Raw genomic sequence first — 23,011 nt, 5'->3', positions numbered from 1 at the left:
AGCGATTGTATGGTATAATAAGCATTGTATTTATTGTATAAGATTTTTCCTAGAAAATCAAAAACTAGATAAATCGAAGTGTATAGAGAATTGGATGAAAAAGATATATGATTACAGAATGGGAAGAATTTTTAGATCCTTACATTCAGGCTGTCGGAGAGCTGAAGATAAAACTCCGAGGTATTCGAAAACAATATCGCAAACAAAATAAACATTCTCCAATTGAGTTTGTAACTGGTCGAGTCAAACCGATCGAAAGTATAAAAGAAAAAATGGCTCGTCGAGGGATTGGATACGATACGTTGGAACAGGACTTGCAAGATATTGCAGGTTTACGCGTCATGGTTCAATTTGTGGATGACGTGAGCGAGGTTGTTGCCATCCTTCGTAAGAGGCAAGACATGAGAGTTGTTCAAGAACGCGACTACATTACTCATCGAAAGGCTTCAGGCTATCGTTCTTACCATTTGATTATTGAGTATACAGTTGATACGATCAATGGGGCAAGAACGATTCTGGTGGAGATTCAGATTCGTACCTTGGCTATGAATTTCTGGGCTACCATCGAGCATTCTCTCAATTATAAATATCAAGGGGATTTTCCAGAAGAAATTAAGAAACGTCTGGAAATCACAGCAAGAATCTCTCACCAATTGGATGAAGAAATGAGTAAAATTCGTGATGATATCCAGGAAGCACAGGCACTCTTTGATCCATTGCATAGAAAGTTAAATGACGGGGTAGGTAATAGTGACGATACCGATGAAGAATACAGGTAAACGAATTGATCTAATCGCTAATCGCAAACCTCAAAGTCAACGAGTCTTATATGAATTAAGAGATCGACTAAAAAAGAATAACTTTATATTAAATGATAAACATCCCGATATCGTGATTTCCATAGGTGGGGATGGGATGCTTTTGTCTGCTTTTCACAAGTATGAAGACCAGCTGGATAAGGTTCGCTTCGTTGGTGTTCACACAGGTCATTTAGGTTTCTATACGGATTATCGTGATTTTGAACTAGATCAATTGTTTACTAATTTACAGTTGGATACTGGGGCTCGTGTGTCTTACCCACTGTTAAATGTAAAGATATTTTTGGAAAATGGAGAAGTGAAAATTTTCCGAGCTTTGAATGAGGCTAGCATTCGGAGAGCTGATAGGACTATGGTTGCCGATATTATCATTAACCAAGTTCCATTTGAACGTTTTAGAGGAGATGGCCTGACGGTATCGACGCCAACCGGGAGTACAGCCTATAATAAATCTCTTGGTGGAGCTGTTTTGCACCCTACTATTGAGGCCCTACAATTAACAGAAATTGCGAGTCTCAACAATCGTGTCTACCGAACCTTAGGTTCGTCTATCATTGTGCCTAAGAAGGATAAGATTGAATTGATACCGACTCGCAATGATTATCATACGATTTCTGTTGACAATAGCATTTATTCTTACCGTAATATTGAAAGAATAGAATACCAAATAGACCACCACAAGATTCACTTTGTCGCAACACCAAGTCATACTAGTTTTTGGAATCGTGTCAAGGATGCCTTTATTGGTGAGGTGGATGAATGAGGTTTGAATTTATTGCTGACGAACATGTCAAGGTAAAGACCTTTTTAAAAAAAAACGAAGTCTCGAAAGGTTTACTTGCCAAAATCAAGTTTCGAGGTGGAGATATTCGCGTAAACGGTCATCCACAAAATGCAACCTATCTCTTAGATATTGGGGATGTGGTTGTCATCGACATTCCTCCTGAGGAAGGTTTCGAGACACTGGAAGCAATTGATTATCCACTGGATATTCTGTTTGAAGATGAGCATTTCTTAATTCTAAATAAACCCTTTGGTGTGGCCTCGATTCCTAGTGTCAATCATTCCAATACCATCGCCAACTTTATCAAGGGCTACTATGTGAAACATAACTATGAAAATCAGCAGGTTCACATTGTAACCAGACTAGATCGCGATACTTCGGGTCTCATGCTTTTTGCTAAACATGGTTATGCTCATGCTAGACTAGACAAGCAGTTGCAAAAGAAAGCCATTGAAAAGCGCTATTTTGCACTCGTTAAAGGAGATGGTTTTCTGGAACCTCAAGGTGAAATCATTGCCCCGATTGCCCGTGACGAAGATTCCATTATCACTAGGCGAGTGGCAAAAGGTGGTAAATATGCCCATACTTCCTATCGCATAGTGCAGTCTTATGGCAATATTCATCTAGTTGATATTCGACTACATACGGGAAGGACACACCAGATTCGTGTTCATTTCTCCCATATCGGTTTCCCTTTGCTTGGTGATGACCTCTATGGTGGTAGTCTTGAACATGGCATAGAGCGTCAAGCTCTGCATTGCCATTACTTATCGTTTTATCATCCTTTTCTTGAAGAGCAGTTGGAGATGGAAAGTCCACTGCCGGATGATTTCAACACTCTTATAACTCAGTTATCAAATAATAATTTATCTTAAAAGGAGTCAAAACTCATGGAAGTTTTTGAAAGTTTAAAAGCCAACCTAGTTGGTAAAAATGCACGTATTGTCTTGCCAGAAGGTGAAGAACCACGTATTCTTCAAGCTACAAAACGCATCGTAAAAGAAACAGAAGTTATTCCCGTCTTACTAGGAAACCCTGACAAAATTAAAATTTATCTTGAAATCGAAGGAATCATGGATGGTTATGAAGTCATCGATCCAGCACATTATCCTCAGTTTGAAGAAATGGTAGCATCACTTGTAGAACGTCGTAAAGGAAAAATGACTGAAGAAGAAGCTCGCGAAATCTTGGTTAAAGACGTGAACTATTTTGGTGTTATGTTGGTTTACATGGGCTTGGTAGATGGAATGGTTTCAGGAGCTATTCACTCTACTGCGGCAACTGTTCGCCCAGCCCTTCAAATCATTAAAACTCGTCCGAATGTTAGCCGCACTTCAGGTGCCTTCCTCATGGTTCGTGGTACTGAACGTTACCTCTTTGGTGACTGTGCCATCAATATCAATCCTGATGCTGAAGCTTTGGCAGAGATTGCGATTAACTCTGCAATTACAGCTAAGATGTTCGGTATTGAACCAAAAATTGCTATGCTAAGCTATTCAACTAAAGGTTCAGGTTTTGGTGAAAGCGTAGATAAAGTTGTTGAAGCAACTAAGATTGCTCATGATCTTCGTCCTGACCTTGAAATTGATGGGGAATTGCAATTTGATGCTGCCTTCGTTCCAGAAACAGCTGCTCTTAAGGCGCCAGGAAGCAAGGTTGCTGGACAAGCAAACGTCTTTATCTTCCCAGGTATCGAAGCAGGAAATATTGGCTACAAGATGGCAGAACGTCTCGGTGGCTTTGCAGCAGTTGGTCCAGTATTGCAAGGTTTGAACAAACCAGTTAATGACCTTTCTCGTGGATGTAACTCAGATGACGTCTTCAAACTTACATTAATCACAGCTGCACAAGCTGTACACCAATAAAATATAAGATAGCTCCTTTTCTGTTAAAGGAGCTTTTCGTTGAATTTCAAATCTAAAGATGATAAAATGTATTTACAAATCATCTTTACAAAGAGGTATTAATCATGGCAAGTACTCAACCTGTTAATTTTCGAGCAGATTCGACTTTTTACCAACAAACGAAAGAAATCTTAGCTGATGAAAAGTTAACTCTATCAGATATTTTTAATGCTGCACTTCGTAAAATTGCGACAGGTGCAGTTGATCCTAAAGAGTTCGTATTTAGTGATTTACAAGAGACTCAATATCAGGTTGCTTTTGAAGACTTGAAAAAGGAAATCTTGATGGGACATCAAGAAATTGAGCAAGGTAAACTAACGTCTTTGGCAGATGTAAGAAAGGAATTTGGACTTGACTAATCATAAGCGTTACCATGTTTCTCTTACGGATCAAGCTAAGAAAGACTTGAGAGAAATACATGATTATATTGTACTGAATTTTTACAGCCAGCAATCTGCCGATAGTAAACTAGACCTTATTCTAACGGCACTAGAAACTTTAGAAACCTTTCCAGAAGCATGTCCTTTGGTTTCAAGTCGAGGTTATGGTGAATTAACAGATGACGGAAAACGTTATCGATATATGCCAATTGAAAATTACTTAGCTTTTTATTATATCGACAAATATGAGGTTTATGTCTCCAGAATTTTAAATTCCAAGCAGAATTGGGCTAAGTTATTCAATAAGTAGAGGTAAAATTTTTTATATTTTTTTGAATCATTTAGTCCCACTCTTTGTCACCCCAAGAAAGGAAGTTTTTAAAATTGAAATACAAATTTCTATTATTCGACCTCGATCACACCTTACTCGATTTTGATGCTGCGGAGGATATAGCTCTAACGCAACTCTTAGAAGAAGAAGGAGTAGAGGATATCCAAACTTACAAAGATTATTATGTGCCCATGAACAAAGTCCTTTGGAAGGATTTGGAACAGAAAAAAATTACAAAGGCTGAGTTAATAAACACTCGTTTTGAAAAATTGTTTGCTCATTTTGGTATTGAAAAAGATGGGTCCTACTTAGCAGAGCGCTACCAGTTTTTCCTATCAAAACAGGGACAAACTTTCCCAGGTGTGGAAGATTTATTAAAAACTTTGATACATCAGGGCTATGAACTCTATGCTGCTACAAATGGAATTACCTTTATTCAGACAGGTCGTTTGGAACAATCTGGTATTGCACCATTTTTCAAGGAGATTTTCATTTCAGAACAGCTCCATACTCAAAAACCAGATGCTGCATTTTATGAGAAAATTGGAGCTCGCATCCCTAACTTTGATAAAAATCATGCCCTTATGATTGGTGATTCCTTATCAGCTGATATTCAGGGTGGAAATAATGCTGGTATCGATACCATCTGGTACAATCCTCATCATCTGGAAAACAAGACCCTAGCTCATCCAACTTATGAAGTCGACTCTTATCAGGCTCTTCTTAATTGTTTGGGGATCCTTTAAAAATCACAAAATTTAAAAGGTTCTGGAAAACATGGTGCATGAAGTGCAAGAAATTTTGATAATATTTTGAAAACGTTTTATTTTTTGATATAATAAATCATACAAGGATATAATGACAAGAATATTGTGATTGTCATGTATCGTTAAGCTCTCAATGGGCATTGAAGTAATAGTGCTGTTTATCAAATAGATGTTAAAAAAGGGGCATCAAAGCTAGTCAATCATTTGCCTATTAAGCTGCTAGACAAATTGGAAAGCCTTATAACAAATAATTTTCAATCGTGATACTAGTAACAAATTTTAATCTTCTCAGTAGTTGCAACAGGGATTAACCTGTGACTGGAGTAGATGTGGGTACCTGAGATTAGGTTTATGCTATTCATCTGTTTGAACTTCTTAAATTGGTATAAAAAAGCTATATAGGAGCAAATCAGTATGATATTGAAAAGAAATAAAAGAGCTATGAACTTCATGTTGATGATTATAAGTGCTTGTTGCTGTCTTATTTGGCTAAGTGCCTGTCAGTCAAATAAGGTAAATTCGGTAGATGATTATAAAATGGCTATCTGGGATAGCGATAAAATAGCTGTCTTTGATGATTATGATTTAAATGAGTTCAAGGGTAATATAGCCAGAAAAGAAAAATACATCTATTGGGCAGAAAGTTTTTCAGATGCAGGATCCTATTCAACTGCAAAAACAAAAGATACCCCTGCTCTAAAAAGATTTGTATCTAGAATTAATAAGGAAACTTTAAGTGAAACATTTAAATTAGCAGAAGGAAATGATGCTTATGCCTCCATAACAGATGGGGATTATTTGTATGCAACTGCTGTCTTTACAGATAGAATTGAATTTTATAAATATGATAACAATTTAGAAGTTGTAACTAATGTTGCCATGAAAAATGATGGACAACTAAATGCTAGTCAACAGTTTGTTATTGTAGATAATTATTTATACTTACTTGTAAGCACATTGGATTTATCCACTCAAGTTCCTAATGCTGAAATTTGGAAAATGGATAAAGAATTCAACATCGTAGAAAAATACAATCTAGACGAAACATCAGCATATATGAGAATGGTTAATGTAGGTGATGTCTTGTATATTGTGGAAGCACTTGATGGACGTAATTCTAATGGGGAATATAAGTCAGGAAATAAATTATTGGTTTTTGATATAAAAAGTCAAAACAAGGATTATATCGATATTCCAGATAAGTATCCAACAAATATTCACTTTGATGCTAAAAATAACCAATTGATTATAGAAAATGAGGGGTTGTATAATGGCGAATTTTCCTTTACTACTGTCAATCTAGCCAATTTAGAAGAAGATATTATTCATCTAGAAGGCTTTAGTACAGAGCAATATATTGCACCGTATTTTACATTTAAAAACAACATCTATTATTTCTTATTTAATGATTTTCTGGTTAAATATGATATTGTTGATAAGAAACAAACCATTATCAATCTAGAAAAATATAAGATAAAAGACGCACATTATTTGATTGTTAAATAGTTTATTTAGAAAGTTTTAAAAATAAAAGTTTAATCTAAAGGATTTAATTAAGTATAATTCTAGTAATCTAGTTTATTACAGATGATATAGAAAATTCTGCAAGGAAAAGATTTGAAATATTTTATGATAGTTTTTGAAATGCTTAGCTATCTTTCTAATTGGTGAAGCTGTTATAGCGAAGCTTTTGTAGGATTTTTGTATTATCGACAAAAATTAACTGATGAATTTAAGAACTGTGCCACAAAGAAATTGAATAAATAGTTTAATGAAAATCTAAATAATCGAATTCAAATGATTTTCTATGAAATTGGCAAAGATTTTATACTTTCTAATACTTCACAGGGGATTGAATAAATGCTCTTTTGTATAGATTCTTTGCAAAACCTTGTAAAATATTTAGAACTTTTTAAAAGTAGATAGGAGTCTATAAATTATGGGAACATGGGATGCAACGATTTTTGGAAATGACACTTCCTTAGATATTAAAGAAGAATTCTTCGAGAGATACAATCAAGGAGAAGATGCAAATACAATCAAAAATGACCTGACATCAGATTTATATGATGACGATATGTATGATGTCTTGTTCGCCTTAGCACACTGTTTATGGGAAGTTGGGCAATTAGATGACGAATTCTTGCTTGAAATTAAAGAAATCATTCTTAACAAAGAAGATTTAGAACTAGCCCAAGAATTAGGGGCAGATAGTGAATTTTTAGAACAAAGAAGTGAAAATCTAGATAAGTTTTTAGAAAAGATAAGTGAAAAAAAGACAAGCCCAAAAAGAGAATTGCTCCACCTGTTCCTGTAGAAAGCAAATATAGGAACGGTGCTGTGATGGTGTTTCAGTATGAAGATGGTATGTATGGTGCTTTGATAGCGGTAGATGGAGCTTTCTTTGATAAGGAAACCTATTATGCTTATCTGCAGACTGATATTAAAATGACCACAAAACCCACCATGAAAGATGTGCGATTAGCACGAATTCTCGATCCAAGTTTTCATAGTGTAGAATTCAATTCATTTCGTGACTCTAAGTATTACTACTCTTTTGTAAATTGTATTTCAGGCTATCTAAAAAGTTCTGCAACTAAAAAATTTGAAAAATACAATGATAGTGTTTTTGAAATAATAGGCTATCTTTCAGATTGGGGGAGTTGCTGTAGTGCGGCTTCTGGAGGATTTGATTACTATAAACAAAAATCAAGTGATGAGTTTAAGATAAGCGTTGTAAAGGAATTGAATAAGAGATTTGATGAAAAACTTAATACTCGAACAGAATTGATTATTGATGAAATTGACAAAGAATTTATCCTTTCTAATATGAGAAATGGGGTTGAATAAAGGCTCTTTAGTATAAATTCTTTCTAAAACTTCTCAAATCTTAATAGATACTTTTAAAAGTGGTTTAGATAGCCACTTTTTGCTATAATAGAGGCAGTATTAACGAAGGAGTAGTTAACGATGTCAAGGCCAGAACTTTCTCTTTATGAACCATTGTATACACTAAAGGAAGTTGATCAAAATATCTGGATAGTAGATGGTGATTTGATTCAAATGGATATGAAGATCTTCAAGCTTCCTTTTCAGACACGTATGACGGTGGTTAAGTTAAATGATGGCAAACTTTGGATTCACTCTCCGATTGCGCCAAATGAGGGACTGTTTACTGAACTAGACGCTTTGGGCAAAGTCGCTTACCTGATTTCACCAAATAAGATTCACTACGCCTATATTGCAGATTGGAGAAAAAGATATCCTTATGCGCAAGCATGGTCTAGTCCAGGAGTTGAAGAGAGAGCGAAAAGTCAGAATGTCAAGGTGAAATTTGAAGCTTCCTTAACAGATAAGGCTCCTGACTTATGGTCTGATGAGATTGAACAGCTTATTTTTAAGGGAAGTTCTGTCATCGAAGAGGTCGTGTTTTTTCATAAATCAACTAAAACACTTATTGTAACAGACCTTATAGAGAATTTTGAACCAGAAAAAATAGCTAGTCCAATCCGCAGAAAATTCTATCGTTTAGCTCGTGTAACAGCCCCTAATGGTCAAACTCCTATCGATTATCGGATGACTTTTTTAGGAAGACAAAGGGAAGCAAAGGTTTCCTTTTCCCGTATGTTAAACTGGAAACCGGATAAAATCATACTCGCACATGGTTTATGCTTTTTTAAAAATGGTACGGATGAATTAAAACGTGCTTTTAGATGGATACTATAAAGGAGATTAAGATGCAACACTCATCCTGGCATGCTTTGATTAAAGAGCAATTACCTGAGGGTTATTTTGGGAAAATCAATCACTTTATGGAGCAAGTCTATGCTCAGGGAACTGTTTATCCGCCAAAGGAAAAGGTTTTTCAGGCTCTTTTAACAACTCCTCTAGAAGAGGTTAAGGTGGTGATTCTGGGGCAGGATCCTTATCATGGGCCTGGGCAGGCGCAGGGATTGAGTTTTTCCGTTCCAGATTCTATTCCAGCCCCTCCTTCTTTGCAAAATATTTTAAAAGAACTTGCGGATGATATTGGGGTAAAACCGTCTCATGACTTGACCTCTTGGGCTGAGCAGGGAGTCTTGCTTCTCAATGCTTGCTTGACTGTCCCTGCTGGCCAGGCTAATGGTCATGCTGGTCAGATATGGGAACCATTTACAGATGCTGTTATTAAGGTCGTCAATAACCTAGATAGGCCAGTAGTTTTTGTACTTTGGGGAGCCTACGCCCGTAAGAAGAAGTCCTTGGTTAAAAATCCTCAGCATTTGATTATCGAATCAGCCCACCCAAGTCCTCTTTCTGTTTACAGAGGATTTTGGGGTTCTAAGCCTTTTTCTAAGGCCAACGCATTCTTAAAAGAAACAGGACAAGAGCCAATCGATTGGCTTAGATAAGGAGAGAATATGCCTCAGCTAGCGACAATTTGCTACATTGATAATGGAAAAGAATTGCTCATGCTTCATCGCAATAAAAAGCCTAATGATGTCCATGAAGGAAAATGGATCGGTGTAGGTGGAAAGTTAGAGCGTGGAGAAACTCCACAAGAATGTGCTGCTCGTGAGATTTTAGAAGAAACTGGTCTAAAAGCAAAACCAGTATTAAAAGGAGTGATCACCTTTCCAGAGTTCACACCGGACTTGGACTGGTACACCTACGTCTTTAAGGTAACAGAGTTTGAGGGTGAATTGATTGACTGTAATGAAGGAACATTAGAATGGGTTCCTTACGATGAGGTTTTGAGTAAACCGACTTGGGAAGGAGACCATACCTTTGTTGAGTGGCTTTTAGAAGATAAGCCCTTCTTTTCAGCAAAGTTTGTCTATGATGGTGATAAATTATTGGACACTCAAGTGGATTTCTACGAATAAAGGAGTATAGTTATGTTAGTAATCAAAAACGGCCGTGTGATGGATCCAAAGTCTGGTTTGGATCAAGTTTGTGATGTTTTGGTTGATGAAGGGAAAATTGTTCAAATCTCTCCTGAAATCCAGGAAGAAGGTGCTCAAGTAATAGATGCTACTGATCTTGTGGTTGCGCCTGGATTGGTAGATATCCATGTTCATTTCCGTGAACCTGGTCAAACACATAAAGAAGACATCCATACAGGAGCACTAGCAGCAGCTGCAGGTGGTTTTACGACAGTCGTAATGATGGCTAATACCAATCCAACTATCTCAGATGTTGAGACTTTGCAGGAAGTCCTTCAATCTGCGGCCAAGGAAAAAATTAATGTAAAATCTGTCGCAACGATTACCAAAAACTTTAATGGCCAAGATTTGACAGATTTTAAGGCGCTTTTAGAAGCTGGTGCTGTTGGTTTTTCTGATGACGGAATTCCTCTTGAAAGTAGTAAAGTTGTCAAGGAAGCTATGGAAAAAGCTAAAAAACTCAACACCTTTATTAGCTTGCATGAAGAAGATCCTGGTTTAAATGGTACGCTTGGTTTTAACGAAAATATCGCAAAAGAACATTTCCATATCTGCGGTGCTACTGGGGTTGCAGAGTATGCAATGATTGCGCGTGATGTCATGATTGCCTATGCAACCAAGGCTCATGTTCATATCCAGCATTTGTCTAAGGAAGAAAGTGTTAAAGTTGTAGAGTTTGCTCAAAATATGGGAGCAAACGTAACTGCAGAAGTAGCACCCCAGCATTTTTCTAAGACTGAAGCTCTGCTTTTGACTAAAGGAAGTAACGCTAAGATGAATCCACCTCTTCGTTTGGAATCAGACCGTCGCGCCGTCATTGAAGGTTTAAAATCTGGAGTCATTTCTGTCATTGCTACTGACCACGCGCCTCACCATGCTGACGAAAAAAATGTTGAGGATATTACCAAAGCTCCATCAGGTATGACAGGTTTGGAAACTTCTTTGTCACTAGGTTTAACCTATCTGGTGGAAGCTGGCGAGTTGAGTTTAATGCAATTGCTAGAAAAAATGACCTACAATCCAGCCAAACTTTATAATTTTGAAGCAGGTTATCTAACTGAAAATGGTCCAGCTGATATTACGATTTTTGATGATAAAGCTGACCGAATCGTTGACACACATTTTGCTTCTAAAGCAGCTAATTCACCATTCATTGGTGAACAATTAAAAGGGCAGGTTAAATATACTATCTGTAAGGGACAAATCGTTTATCAAGCAGATTAGGAGCTTGAGGATGAATTATTTTCGTAAACTTAGAAATCGTAAACGAAATGCTTGCCATGGAGTATATTGTCCAGCCGCTAACCGTGCTAAAATTCAGTATGAAACCAAGGGAAAAGCTGACCATGCTGTAGAGTATGATAATGGTGGTTTGGTTAGAAGCTATTATTGCGTCTCATGTAATTGTTGGCACACGACATCAAAAGCTAGTAATCCACCCTTGAGCTTGAGAAAATATGGCTTAAAGCTTTTTGGCTTGGATGAAAAGGAGTAGAAAGAGTAGGTATGCATACAACAAAAACTATTAAAGACAAAATCATCTTATTTTTAAAAATTTTCTTTCCTATTCTAATTTATCAATTCGCTAATTTTTCCGCATCTTTTATCGATACCACGATGACAGGCCAATATAATACACTGGATCTAGCGGGTGTTTCAATTGCAACTAGTTTGTGGAATCCTTTCTTTACCTTCCTGACAGGGATTGTCTCGGCCTTGGTCCCTATTATTGGTCACCATTTGGGACAAGGAAAAAAGAAAGAAGTTTCTTCGGATTTTTATCAATTTCTTTATTTGGCTTTAGCCTTATCTATCGTACTTTTTGGCTTGGTTTTCTTTTTAGCACCAATTGTCTTACAATTCATGGGGCTGGAAGTGGCTGTATCCAGTGTTGCCATACGTTATCTGTGGCTCCTAGCCATCGGTATTATTCCACTTTTGCTTTTTAGTGTTATTCGATCGCTACTTGATACGCTAGGACTGACAAAGTTGTCTATGTATCTTATGCTTCTTTTACTTCCTTTAAATAGTGGATTTAACTATTTACTAATATATGGAGCTTTTGGTTTTCCTAAGTTAGGAGGTGCAGGAGCAGGTCTGGGGACTTCCCTTGCGTACTGGGCTTTGTTGCTGATTTCGACTTTGGTCTTGTTAAAGCATAAAAAGCTCAAGGAATATCAACTCCAAAAACCTATGCCCCTACAAATCAAAAAAATCAAGGAAGCTATTTATCTTGGTCTACCAATTGGTGGGACGGTATTTGCTGAGGTAGCCATTTTTTCAGTTGTTGGTTTGATTATGGCGAAATTCTCATCACTTATTATTGCCAGTCATCAGTCAGCTATGAACTTTTCAAATCTGATGTATGCTTTTCCTATGAGTATTTCAACTGCCATGGCCATTGTGATTTCTTATGAGGTTGGAGCTAAACGGTTAGATGATGCTAAACAGTATATCCATATTGGTCGTTTAACAGCTTTGGTGTTTGCAGTTTTAACACTTAGTTTTCTTTACATCTATCGTGAAAATGTAGCCAGACTATATGGTCAAGATTCAGAATTTATCCAACTGACAGCATCTTTTATGACCTATAGCTTGTTCTTCCAGTTAGCTGATACCTTTGCGGCACCTTTACAAGGAATTTTAAGAGGTTACAAGGATACGATTGTTCCTTTTTGTCTTGGTCTTCTTGGATACTGGGGTGTTGGGATTCCGCTTGGGTTATATCTTGATTATTCGACTAGTTTAGGTGCGTACTCCTATTGGATTGCTCTTATCATTAGTTTAATGGTAAGTGGAATTCTTTATCAGTGGCGTTTACAAGTTATTATGAAAAGATTCAAATAATTTGTTGAAAAATGATGAAAAAAGCTTGTGAAATTTGTATTTTATATAAAGAAAAGTCTTGATTTTACTGACTTTTCTTTTTTTATATTGTGAAAAATTGCAAGCATATTTTTTGACACTAATTAACCTATAAAGTAAAATAGAACTATAAGAATTTAAACTTAGAAAGGCAAGATTATGTCAACTTTAGATAAAAATCTTTTGCTTGAGATGTTCCGTAAGATGGAAGAAATTCGTCGTATGGACTTAAAAATTGCTCAATTAGTAAAAAAAGGAAAAGTGCCAGGAATGACGCACTTTTCTGTTGGTGAGGAAGCTGCTAACGTCGGGGCTATGTTAGCTCTAAACGCAGATGACCTGATCACTTCAAATCACCGTGGTCACGGTCAAGCCATCGCTAAAGGTATTGACCTTAATGGTATGATGGCTGAAATCCTAGGTAAATATACTGGAACTTGTAAAGGTAAAGGCGGGTCTATGCATATCGCTGACCTTGATGCAGGTAACCTTGGTGCCAACGGTATTGTAGGTGGTGGTATGGGAATCGCAGTAGGTGCTGCCCTTACTCAACAAATGAAAAACACTGGTAAAATCGTTGTCTGCTTCTTTGGTGACGGTGCAACAAACGAAGGTGTCTTCCACGAAGCGGTGAATATGGCTTCAATCTGGAATCTTCCTGTTATTTTCTACTGTATCAATAACGGATACGGAATTTCAGCAGATATTAAGAAAATGACCAATGTTCAACATATCCATGAACGTAGCGCAGCTTACGGTATTCCTGGTATGTTTATCGAAGATGGTAACAATGTAATCGATGTCTACGAAGGATTTAAGAAAGCAGTGGACCATGTTCGCTCTGGTAAAGGTCCTGTATTGATCGAAAGTGTAACCTACCGTTGGCTTGGTCACTCATCTTCAGACCCAGGTAAATATCGTACACGTGAAGAAGTAGAAGAGTGGAAACAAAAAGACCCAATCGAAAATCTTCGCAAGTACCTTGTTGAGAACAAGATTGCAAGTGCAGAGGAACTTGAAGAAATTCAAGCACAAGTTAAGGAAGCAGTGGAGGCATCTGTTAAATTTGCAGAAGAAAGTCCATTCCCTCCACTAGAATCAGCATTTGAAGATATTTACGCAGACTAAGGAGAAGTAGAGAAAATATGGAAACTAAATTAATGTCTTTCCGCGATACCATTATCCTTGCAATGTCTGAGGAAATGCGTCGTGATGAAAATGTGCTTTTGATGGGTGAAGATGTCGGAGTTTTCGGTGGAGACTTCGGTACTTCAGTAGGTATGCTTGAAGAATTTGGTCCAGAACGTGTTCGTGACTGTCCGATTTCTGAAGCTGCAATTTCTGGTGCAGCTGCTGGTGCTGCAATGACTGGACTTCGTCCAATCGTAGATATGACTTTTATGGACTTTTCTGTAATTGCCATGGATGCTATCGTTAACCAAGCCGCTAAAACTCGTTATATGTTTGGTGGAAAAGGTCAAGTACCAATGACAATCCGCTGTGCAGCTGGTAATGGTGTAGGTTCTGCAGCACAACACTCACAATCATTAGAAACATGGTTTACGCATATCCCAGGATTGAAAGTAGTAGCTCCAGGTACACCAGCTGATATGAAGGGACTTCTCAAGTCTTCTATTCGCGATAACAACCCTGTTATCATTCTTGAATACAAATCAGAATTCAACCAAAAAGGTGAGGTTCCTGTTGATCCAGACTATACTATCCCACTTGGTGTCGGAGAAATCAAACGCGAAGGTACTGATGTAACAGTAGTAACCTACGGTAAAATGCTTCGTCGTGTCATGCAAGCAGCTGAAGAATTGGCTGAAGAAGGGATTTCAGTAGAAGTGGTAGATCCACGTACTTTGGTTCCACTTGATAAAGACATCATTATTAATTCAGTTAAGAAGACTGGAAAAGTAGTTCTTGTCAACGATGCCCACAAGACAAGTGGTTTTATCGGTGAAATCTCAGCTATCATTTCTGAATCAGAAGCATTTGATTACTTGGATGCACCTATTCGCCGTTGTGCAGGTGAGGATGTACCAATGCCTTATGCACAAAATCTTGAAAATGCAATGATTCCGACAGTTGAAAGCATCAAAGATGCCATTCGTAAAACTCACAACAAACAATAATACATAACATAAATTATGTAATATGCATTAGTATTTTATCTTTCGTTTTAAATTGATAAAAAGCGACAAGGAACGAATCGAATCGTTATCATTCGATGAGTGACTTAGTAAGACTACTAGGTTGATCGCTTGATAGCTACAACAGTTGTAACTTGAGATATATTTTGTATCCAAGTTGATTGTATAGTTGCGACAGTTTTTTGACGAATCGATAATATTTGGCAAAAAACTTAGTAAGTCTACTAGGTTGGCCGCTCGATAGCGGCAACCGTAGCAACTTGAGACACGTTCCGTGTCCAAGTTGCTTGTAGAGTTGAACTCGGGCTAAAGTCTGTGTGAAAAAGATAAACTTTCCTGGAAACTAAAGTTTCTTCGTCAAGTTTCCTATTTTCACTGTGACTTTTGACGCCCTTAGTATCTTATAATAGAATAGGAGAGGCCATGGCTGATGATAAGCTAAGAGCGACTCCTGCAGCTAGAAAATTAGCAGATGATTTAGGGATCAATCTCTACGACATTTCTGGCTCAGGCGCAAACGGTCGTGTCCACAAAGAAGACGTGGAAACATATAAAGACACTAATGTGGTTCGCATTTCACCACTCGCAAAACGAATTGCACTAGAGCATAATATTGCTTGGCAGGAAATCCAAGGAACTGGTCACCGTGGTAAGATTATGAAGAAGGATGTTTTAGCCTTCCTTCCTGAAAATATCGAAAACGATACGATTAAATCACCTGCTCAAATTGAGAAAGTCGAAGAAGTTCCAGATAACGTGACACCTTATGGAGAAATCGAACGTATTCCGATGACTCCTATGCGTAAGGTTATTGCACAACGTATGGTTGAATCATACTTGACTGCTCCAACCTTCACGCTTAACTACGATGTAGATATGTCTGAAATGCTTGCCCTTCGTAAGAAAGTTCTTGATCCGATTATGGAAGCAACAGGTAAGAAAATCACTGTTACAGATTTGCTTTCACTTGCGGTTGTTAAAACACTTATGAAACACCCATACATCAATGCTTCATTGACAGAAGATGGTAAGACAATTATCACCCACAACTACGTCAACCTTGCGATGGCTGTTGGTATGGATAATGGATTGATGACACCTGTTGTTTATAATGCAGAAAAAATGAGCTTGTCTGAATTGGTTGTTGCATTCAAAGATGTCATCGGACGTACTTTGGATGGTAAACTAGCTCCTAGCGAATTGCAAAATTCAACCTTCACAATCAGTAACTTGGGGATGTTTGGTGTTCAATCATTTGGTCCTATCATCAATCAACCAAACTCAGCAATTCTCGGGGTTAGCTCAACAGTTGAGAAACCAGTTGTAGTTAATGGTGAAATCGTGATTCGTCCAATTATGAGTCTTGGATTGACAATTGACCACCGTGTCGTAGATGGTATGGCTGGTGCTAAGTTTATGAAAGACTTAAAAGCTTTGATTGAGAACCCAATCTCAATGTTGGTTTAAAGTATTTGTTTTAGAAAAATAGATAGAGGAAGTAAGATATGGCCTTAGAAGTAATTATGCCAAAAGCCGGCGTGGATATGACAGAAGGACAAATCGTCCAATGGAATAAAAAAGTCGGAGAATTTGTAAAAGAAGGAGAAATCCTTTTGGAAATCATGACTGACAAAGTCAGCATGGAATTGGAAGCAGAAGAAGACGGTTATTTGATCGCTATCCTAAAAGGTGACGGAGAGACTGTCCCTGTTACTGAAGTTATCGGTTATCTTGGTGAAGAAGGGGAAAATATCCCAACAGCTGGAGCAGCTGCACCAGAAGCTAGCCCAGCACCTGCAGTAAGTGCCTCAAACGATGATGGTAAGAACGATGATGCTTACGACATCGTTGTTATCGGTGGTGGACCTGCTGGTTATGTTTCTGCCATTAAAGCAGCTCAATTGGGTGGTAAGGTTGCTCTTGTTGAGAAATCTGAACTTGGTGGAACTTGCTTGAACCGCGGATGTATCCCAACTAAGACTTACCTCCATAACGCTGAAATTATCGAGAATATCGGTCATGCAGCAAATCGTGGTATCGTGATTGAAAATCCTAACTTCACTGTTGATATGGAAAAACTATTAGAAACTAAATCTAAAGTTGTTAATACTCTTGTTGGTGGGGTTGCAGGATTACTTCGTAGCTATGGAGTTGATGTTCATAAAGGTATCGGTACTATTACTAAAGATAAGAATGTCTTGGTAAATGGTTCTGAATTGCTTGAAACTAAGAAGATCATCCTTGCTGGTGGTTCAAAAGTAAGCAAAATCAACGTTCCTGGTATGGAATCATCTCTTGTGATGACTAGTGATGACATCCTTGAAATGAACGAAGTACCAGAAAGCCTCGTTATCATCGGTGGTGGAGTTGTCGGTATCGAGCTTGGCCAAGCCTTCATGACATTTGGTTCAAAAGTAACTGTTATCGAAATGATGGATCGTATCGTTCCAGCTATGGATGCTGAAGTATCTAAGAATCTTCGTTTAATCCTTGAACGTAAAGGTATGACTATCTTGACAGACACTAAACTTCAAGAAATCATTGAAGAAGATGGCAAACTTCGTATCAAGGTTGAAGGAAAAGATGATATCATTGCGAACAAAGCTCTTCTATCAATCGGACGTGTTCCAGATCTTGAAGGTATTGGTGAAGTTGAGTTTGAATTAGAACGTGGTCGTATCAAAGTCAACGAATACATGGAAACTTCTGTTCCAGGTATCTACGCACCAGGTGATATCAACGGTACTAAGATGTTGGCTCACGCCGCCTTCCGTATGGGTGAAGTTGCGGCTGAAAATGCGCTTAAAGGAAACCACGCTGTTGCCAAATTGAACTTGACTCCTGCAGCTATTTATACACTTCCTGAAGTAGCAGCAGTTGGTTTGACAGAAGAACAAGCTCGTGAAAAATACGATGTTCAAATTGGTAAATTTAACTTTGCAGCAAACGGTCGTGCCATTGCATCAGACGCAGCTCAAGGTTTCGTTAAAGTTATTGCTGACAAGAAATATGGTGAAATCCTTGGAGTCCACATCATTGGTCCTGCAGCTGCAGAATTGATTAATGAAGCGTCAAGTATCATTGAAATGGAAATCACTGTTGAAGAAATGCTTAAGACTATCCACGGACACCCAACATACTCTGAAGTAATGTACGAAGCGTTTGCGGATGTTCTTGGAATGGCAATCCATTCACCTAAGAAAAAATAAAGATAGATAGACTAGACTGGAATTATTTTCCAGTCTCTATCGTATTAGAAGGTAACTTATGAAATACATTATCAATCATTCAAATGACACTGCCTTTAATATTGCTTTAGAGGAATATGCTTTTAAACACCTTTTGGACGAGGATCAAATTTTCCTGCTTTGGATTAACAAACCATCTATCATTGTAGGTCGTCACCAAAATACCATCGAAGAAATCAACCGAGACTACGTTCGTGAACACGGAATTGAAGTAGTACGTCGTATCAGTGGTGGTGGAGCAGTTTATCATGATTTGAACAACCTCAACTATACAATCATTTCAAAAGAAGATGAAAACAAGGCCTTTGACTTCAAGAGCTTCTCAACTCCAGTTATCAATACCTTGGCGGAACTTGGTGTTAAAGCTGAATTTACAGGCCGCAATGACCTTGAGATTGACGGTAAGAAATTCTGTGGGAATGCACAAGCTTATATCAACGGACGCATCATGCACCATGGTTGTCTTCTATTTGACGTAGATTTGTCAGTCCTAGCTAACGCACTTAAGGTTTCTAAAGATAAGTTCGAATCAAAAGGTGTTAAATCAGTTCGAGCACGAGTAACCAATATCGTAGACGAACTGCCTGAAAAAATCACTGTTGAAGAGTTCCGTGACTTGCTTTTGGAATACATGAAAAAAGAATACCCTGAGATGACTGAGTATGTATTCTCAGATGAAGAATTGGCTGAAATCAATCGAATCAAAGAAACTAAGTTTGGAACTTGGGACTGGAACTATGGCAAATCACCTGAATACAATGTCCGTCGTGGAACTAAATTCCCAAGCGGTAAGGTTGAAATCTTTGCTAATGTTATTGAATCAAAAATTCAAGACATCAAGATTTACGGTGACTTTTTCGGTATCGAAGATGTTGCAGCAGTAGAAGACGTTCTTCGTGGTGTCAAATACGAACGTGAAGATGTCCTCAAAGCACTTCAAACCATTAACCTAGGTCGTTACTTCGCAGGGATTACTGCTGAAGAAATTGCTGAAGCGGTAGTAGAATAAAATCAAAAGAGATCCATGTAATGTGGATTTCTTTTGTTTAAATTTGATATTAAACATTGATGAGAGTATAATATAGTAGAATTAAAAATAAAAGAGGAATAACATCAATGATAAAAGTTCCAATTGAAAATCTTGGTCTATTTGAACAGTTAGATCGTACTGTGGTAGCATTTTTTAAGAATCAAAAAACTACAAATCCATACGATTTGAATGTCAGTATCACACAAGAGCACTTTGATAAGAAAAGACAAGAGTTAGAGCCTTTAGGTTTTCAAGCTGTCCAAATCCCTCTTGGAATGGCCTTAGACAATGTTATTCAGCAAGCTCATTTTAAAGACTTGATTATTGGGGGTCTTGCACCTAAAGAAATTATCGTTAGTAAAGAAGCTTTGCTGTATATGAAAGACATCGTGGATAGTTTTTGTATTATGTATGCTGCAGCGAATAACCGACTTGAAAATACTAAAGCTTATGAATTAATGAAAAATAAAACAGTCTACTTTATTGGAAAACTTCTTACTGACATTCCTCAAAAAGGTGATGAAATTGCTTATATGGGTATTGATCGTACAGCTAGTGATGGTACGCGATATGAAGCTGTTAAATGTTTTTTAACGAAAGAAAGTGCTGAGAAGTACAATGAAGAAAAAAGACCCGTAACCCCTGCGAATCTGGCTTATCTAAAGTCATTTTGGGGAAAGCCAGTCATAATTGAGCCACACAGAAATTATTGGATCGAATTTTTATAGAATAATAAAAGAGCGTAAGATTCGAAAAAATCCTACGCTCTTTTTCTAACTCTAAAACGTTACATAATTTATATTATGCATCTTATAAACTATCCAAGGCATTCTTTTGCTCATCATTAACGATATGGGTATACAAATCGGTAACTTGTGTGCTTGCATGTCCCAGCTGGTGACTGACCAAAACCTGTGATTTGGTTGCATCATATAGACGCGTTGCAAGTGTGTGGCGTAGTTTGTGGGGTGTCACTCGGACTTTGAAATCTTCAGAATACTTTGCCACCATCTTTTCGACACTAGAAGCGTCAATACGGTTTGGAACACCTCTATATAAAGTTAGAAAGAGGGCTGTATCAGTCTTTTCTGTCTTATAACGTTTGTCGCGAATAGCAAGATATTGCTCTAGATAAGGCTTAGCAAAGGCGGCTACATTTACCGAGTCGCGTTTCCCACCCTTACGAGTAACATCAATCACCATCATTTTGAGGTTGAGATCACGAAGGTCCAGGTTAACCGCCTCAGAGAGACGGACACCAGAGGCAAGAAGCAGTGCAATGATGGCTAAATCTCGCTCTTTATTCTTATTAAAAGAGGATAGGGCGCGATTTGAGAGAGTTTTGGGGTATTCTTCATCGATATAATTCAAAAATCCCTCTGTTTCATCGCCTAAAAAGAGCTTTTGTTTGATATTTTCAGCTCGAGCCGCCAAGGTTTCTTTCTTTTTCTTGGTAGCAACTTTCTTCATAACATTGCGGTAGAAATAAGGTTCTCCTTGCTCATTTTCAACCTCTTCAGTCAAATACTTATAGAGACTAGAAAGCGCTGATAAAGTACGATTAATGGTTGTTTGGGAAACTCCATTTTTTGTCGTATTAGCATTAAGCAAAGGACGTTCACGTAAGTAAAGAATAAAAGATTCCATATCTTTCTTGGTCATGTTCTCCAGAACATCCAAAGGAATATTTGCCATAGTATCAGCATCCGATATACCCGATTCCAAAACCCAGGTGAAAAATCGATCGTATTCCTTTAAATATTCGTACAAGGTTGTAAAACTGTAGGGAACAGCCAGTTTTGATTGGTAGTATTCGAGAACATACCAGGGCATGACTTGTTTGAGTTTATCAATCCGTTCTAATAAGATTTCACGTTTCATGTTTTTCTCCAAATCTTTCTATACTAGTAGTATAGCATAGCTAACTATATTTTTCAAGAAAATTATAGTTTTTCGGAAAGATGTAATAGGTGATATATAGGATTGTCTTAGTAAGCTATATAATGGAAAAATCGCTTAAAATTTTGTAATTCATTGCTTCATTGAACTTATAGTTTTAAAATTTTTTTAACTTTTACAGTCTATTCGAATATAATATAAAAACTCGATCTCATCATCTAGAGACCGAGTTTTTGTTTTTATATTGTTTTCATCTATAAGAATCTGTCGATCAAATAAATCTGAAAAATCTTTTTCTTAAATCATTATCTAATACTACATAACATAAATTATGTAAATTAATACTACTATAAAAGCAAATCTTTTACTTTTCCAATTTCACTTTTTGGAATCACGAGATGAATCATATCACCTAGATACATTCTTGTAGAACCATTAACTGTCTTACTTTTACCATTATGTACTTGGGTTGTGATAAGTACGTTATGTGGTAAATTGAGTTCGTGTACTTGTTTACCAGCTATTTTGTCTGAAACCGGAATTTCTATCAGTGTAATTTCTCCATCATCAGTTGCTGATTCAGGTAGCATTTTCTCCAACATGGCTTCATAGACAGGCGCTCCTTTGAGCAAATCCATGACGATGTAAGCTACTAGGGTCACCATACCTAAAGGCATAAGGTTTCGGATGTCACCAACCATTTCAGTTACAAGAATCATAGCTGTCAAAGGTGCTTTTGAGATAGCCCCAAAATAACCGCTCATTCCAAGAATTACAAATATAGGAAATTGCTGTTGGGTAACAAGGCCTAGATTGACACAAATAACGCCTACTAGGGCACCAAGTAAAGAACCTAAAGCTAAAATAGGTAAGAAAATACCTCCTGGCAGTCCACTTCCGTAACTAATCATGCTCCAGATAAAGCGAATGATAAAGTAAAGTAAGAGAATTTGGAAGCTATAATCTTGTTCTGTTAAGGATAAGACAACCTGATTCCCGCCACCAAGTATTTGAGGCAGAAATATTCCAACTGGAATGATTAGGATAAAAGCAAAAATTGGATGATAAGCTTTATCAATTTGAACCTTTTGGCCAATCCAATCATAAACTTTTCCGACATTTAGAACGGCTTTTTCATAAAGAAAACCTGAGAGCCCAAGAAAAATTCCCATCACCAGATAAATCCAATATTGATTCAAGCTCATGAGAGGGATATCATCTGGCATATCCAGAACGGGTGTTAAGCCGAAGATGAGAAGGGAAACAAAGTTTGCTACCAGACTAGCTGCCAAAGTAGATACCCAGAAAAATCTTGAAAAGTGATGGTAAACTTCTTCTACTACAAAAAGCAGACCTGCTATTGGTGCATTAAAGGCAGCAGCAAGTCCAGCAGCAGCTCCGCTAGCAATCAAAGAACGCTCCTCAACAGGGCTAGACTTGAGCCATTTGGCAATTCCTTTTCCTCCTACGGCACCTAGCTGAATACTGGGACCTTCACGACCGAGCATGAGTCCGCTCGCAATGGCCAAGATACCTAGAATGTATTTCTTCCAGAGGACACTCCACCAATTGAGAGACATGAGACCTTTTAACTCCGCTTCAACTTGAGGAATACCAGAACCTTTAATATCTTTTTCTGAGCGTGTTAATTTGGCACTAAGCAAGCAAATTAGAATATAAAACAATAAAATGATCAATAGATTTCGAAGTAGATTTTCTTGGTCTAGATATAGTCCTTGAACGACATGAAAGCCTTTTTCAATCAAAAAACGAAATGACCCAACAATAAGTCCTACGATTAATCCAACAATAATACCTCGCCCTACTTGAGCTAAGATCGTACTGGACGCGAAGGCAAATTCTTTCTTGGAACTAAGTGTTTCCGACTGTTCCTCCATAATTTT

Annotated in this window: 24 protein-coding genes; 22 read left to right on the top strand and 2 right to left on the bottom strand. The window is 37.5% G+C overall.

The features are described from left to right. Positions 1-107: 107 nt before the first annotated feature. The 22 genes from ADH81_RS02770 (at position 108) to ADH81_RS02670 (ending at position 19,936) form a co-directional block, all read left to right on the top strand. The gene (locus ADH81_RS02770; RefSeq protein ID WP_000627444.1) at positions 108-779 is read left to right on the top strand and encodes a GTP pyrophosphokinase; all 672 of its coding nucleotides are present in this window, start codon (positions 108-110) and stop codon (positions 777-779) included. Further along, entirely contained in the window at positions 763-1,581 is an 819-nt protein-coding gene (locus ADH81_RS02765) for an NAD kinase (protein WP_049526333.1), read from the top strand. The genes ADH81_RS02770 and ADH81_RS02765 overlap by 17 nt, the downstream gene beginning before the upstream one ends. Then, positions 1,578-2,477, top strand: coding sequence for an RluA family pseudouridine synthase (locus ADH81_RS02760; protein ID WP_049526331.1), 900 nt, complete (start codon positions 1,578-1,580; stop codon positions 2,475-2,477). Before ADH81_RS02765 ends, ADH81_RS02760 begins: the two co-directional genes overlap by 4 nt. A 15-nt stretch (positions 2,478-2,492) precedes the next feature. Next, on the top strand, positions 2,493-3,467 hold the full coding sequence (gene pta / locus ADH81_RS02755) for a phosphate acetyltransferase (RefSeq protein ID WP_049526329.1): 975 nt from the start codon (positions 2,493-2,495) through the stop codon (positions 3,465-3,467). Between the two features lie 104 nt (positions 3,468-3,571). Next, positions 3,572-3,865 carry a hypothetical protein gene (locus ADH81_RS02750; RefSeq protein ID WP_049509199.1) on the top strand — a complete coding sequence of 98 codons (294 nt, stop codon included), beginning with the start codon at positions 3,572-3,574 and terminating at the stop codon, positions 3,863-3,865. Further along, positions 3,858-4,196 carry a type II toxin-antitoxin system RelE/ParE family toxin gene (locus tag ADH81_RS02745; protein ID WP_049509216.1) on the top strand — a complete coding sequence of 113 codons (339 nt, stop codon included), beginning with the start codon at positions 3,858-3,860 and terminating at the stop codon, positions 4,194-4,196. The genes ADH81_RS02750 and ADH81_RS02745 overlap by 8 nt, the downstream gene beginning before the upstream one ends. Positions 4,197-4,270: 74 nt before the next feature. Next, positions 4,271-4,963: a YjjG family noncanonical pyrimidine nucleotidase gene (locus tag ADH81_RS02740; RefSeq protein WP_049526327.1), complete on the top strand. Its 693-nt coding sequence runs from the start codon at positions 4,271-4,273 to the stop codon at positions 4,961-4,963. A gap of 435 nt (positions 4,964-5,398) precedes the next feature. Next, on the top strand, positions 5,399-6,490 hold the full coding sequence (locus tag ADH81_RS02735) for a hypothetical protein (RefSeq protein ID WP_239682079.1): 1,092 nt from the start codon (positions 5,399-5,401) through the stop codon (positions 6,488-6,490). A gap of 433 nt (positions 6,491-6,923) precedes the next feature. Further along, positions 6,924-7,301 (top strand): hypothetical protein, encoded by a 378-nt coding sequence (locus tag ADH81_RS11385; protein ID WP_152904374.1) that lies wholly within the window; start codon positions 6,924-6,926, stop codon positions 7,299-7,301. Positions 7,302-7,327: 26 nt separating this feature from the next. Beyond that, positions 7,328-7,834 carry a hypothetical protein gene (locus tag ADH81_RS11380; RefSeq protein WP_204374224.1) on the top strand — a complete coding sequence of 169 codons (507 nt, stop codon included), beginning with the start codon at positions 7,328-7,330 and terminating at the stop codon, positions 7,832-7,834. A 120-nt stretch (positions 7,835-7,954) separates the two neighbouring features. Then, positions 7,955-8,710: a DUF4336 domain-containing protein gene (locus ADH81_RS02725; RefSeq protein WP_049526324.1), complete on the top strand. Its 756-nt coding sequence runs from the start codon at positions 7,955-7,957 to the stop codon at positions 8,708-8,710. An 11-nt stretch (positions 8,711-8,721) separates the two neighbouring features. After that, a complete protein-coding gene (locus ADH81_RS02720; RefSeq protein ID WP_049526323.1) occupies positions 8,722-9,375 on the top strand; it encodes a uracil-DNA glycosylase in 654 nt (217 codons plus the stop codon). A 9-nt stretch (positions 9,376-9,384) separates the two neighbouring features. After that, positions 9,385-9,849 (top strand): NUDIX hydrolase, encoded by a 465-nt coding sequence (locus ADH81_RS02715; RefSeq protein ID WP_001135775.1) that lies wholly within the window; start codon positions 9,385-9,387, stop codon positions 9,847-9,849. Between the two features lie 12 nt (positions 9,850-9,861). After that, positions 9,862-11,133 (top strand): dihydroorotase, encoded by a 1,272-nt coding sequence (locus ADH81_RS02710; RefSeq protein ID WP_049526322.1) that lies wholly within the window; start codon positions 9,862-9,864, stop codon positions 11,131-11,133. 10 nt (positions 11,134-11,143) lie between these two features. Continuing rightward, positions 11,144-11,404, top strand: coding sequence for a hypothetical protein (locus tag ADH81_RS02705; RefSeq protein WP_049526320.1), 261 nt, complete (start codon positions 11,144-11,146; stop codon positions 11,402-11,404). An 11-nt stretch (positions 11,405-11,415) separates the two neighbouring features. Beyond that, a complete protein-coding gene (locus ADH81_RS02700) occupies positions 11,416-12,756 on the top strand; it encodes an MATE family efflux transporter (RefSeq protein WP_049526319.1) in 1,341 nt (446 codons plus the stop codon). Between the two features lie 177 nt (positions 12,757-12,933). Further along, positions 12,934-13,902 (top strand): thiamine pyrophosphate-dependent dehydrogenase E1 component subunit alpha, encoded by a 969-nt coding sequence (locus ADH81_RS02695; protein WP_000105346.1) that lies wholly within the window; start codon positions 12,934-12,936, stop codon positions 13,900-13,902. Between the two features lie 17 nt (positions 13,903-13,919). Next, positions 13,920-14,912, top strand: coding sequence for an alpha-ketoacid dehydrogenase subunit beta (locus ADH81_RS02690; protein ID WP_049503338.1), 993 nt, complete (start codon positions 13,920-13,922; stop codon positions 14,910-14,912). Between the two features lie 441 nt (positions 14,913-15,353). Next, positions 15,354-16,397 carry a dihydrolipoamide acetyltransferase gene (locus tag ADH81_RS02685; protein WP_049509678.1) on the top strand — a complete coding sequence of 348 codons (1,044 nt, stop codon included), beginning with the start codon at positions 15,354-15,356 and terminating at the stop codon, positions 16,395-16,397. Positions 16,398-16,435: 38 nt separating this feature from the next. Beyond that, positions 16,436-18,139, top strand: a complete 1,704-nt coding sequence (gene lpdA / locus ADH81_RS02680; RefSeq protein ID WP_049526318.1) for a dihydrolipoyl dehydrogenase — start codon at positions 16,436-16,438, stop codon at positions 18,137-18,139. A 58-nt stretch (positions 18,140-18,197) separates the two neighbouring features. Continuing rightward, positions 18,198-19,187 carry a lipoate--protein ligase gene (locus ADH81_RS02675; protein WP_006150700.1) on the top strand — a complete coding sequence of 330 codons (990 nt, stop codon included), beginning with the start codon at positions 18,198-18,200 and terminating at the stop codon, positions 19,185-19,187. 107 nt (positions 19,188-19,294) lie between these two features. Continuing rightward, complete coding sequence (locus tag ADH81_RS02670) at positions 19,295-19,936, top strand: hypothetical protein (RefSeq protein WP_049526317.1); 642 nt, start codon at positions 19,295-19,297, stop codon at positions 19,934-19,936. Positions 19,937-20,018: 82 nt separating this feature from the next. Here ADH81_RS02670 and xerS read toward each other — a convergent pair whose 3' ends face one another. Together xerS and ADH81_RS02660 are read right to left on the bottom strand one after the other, a co-directional pair. After that, entirely contained in the window at positions 20,019-21,089 is a 1,071-nt protein-coding gene (xerS, locus tag ADH81_RS02665) for a tyrosine recombinase XerS (protein ID WP_049509685.1), read from the bottom strand. 365 nt (positions 21,090-21,454) lie between these two features. Continuing rightward, on the bottom strand, positions 21,455-23,005 hold the full coding sequence (locus ADH81_RS02660; protein WP_049526316.1) for a ClC family H(+)/Cl(-) exchange transporter: 1,551 nt from the start codon (positions 23,003-23,005) through the stop codon (positions 21,455-21,457). Positions 23,006-23,011 lie beyond the last annotated feature (6 nt).

Origin of the sequence: Streptococcus pseudopneumoniae (genome assembly GCF_001072925.1) — a bacterium.
Lineage (GTDB): Bacteria > Bacillota > Bacilli > Lactobacillales > Streptococcaceae > Streptococcus > Streptococcus pseudopneumoniae_Q.
This window is presented reverse-complemented; position numbering and strand designations above follow the sequence as displayed.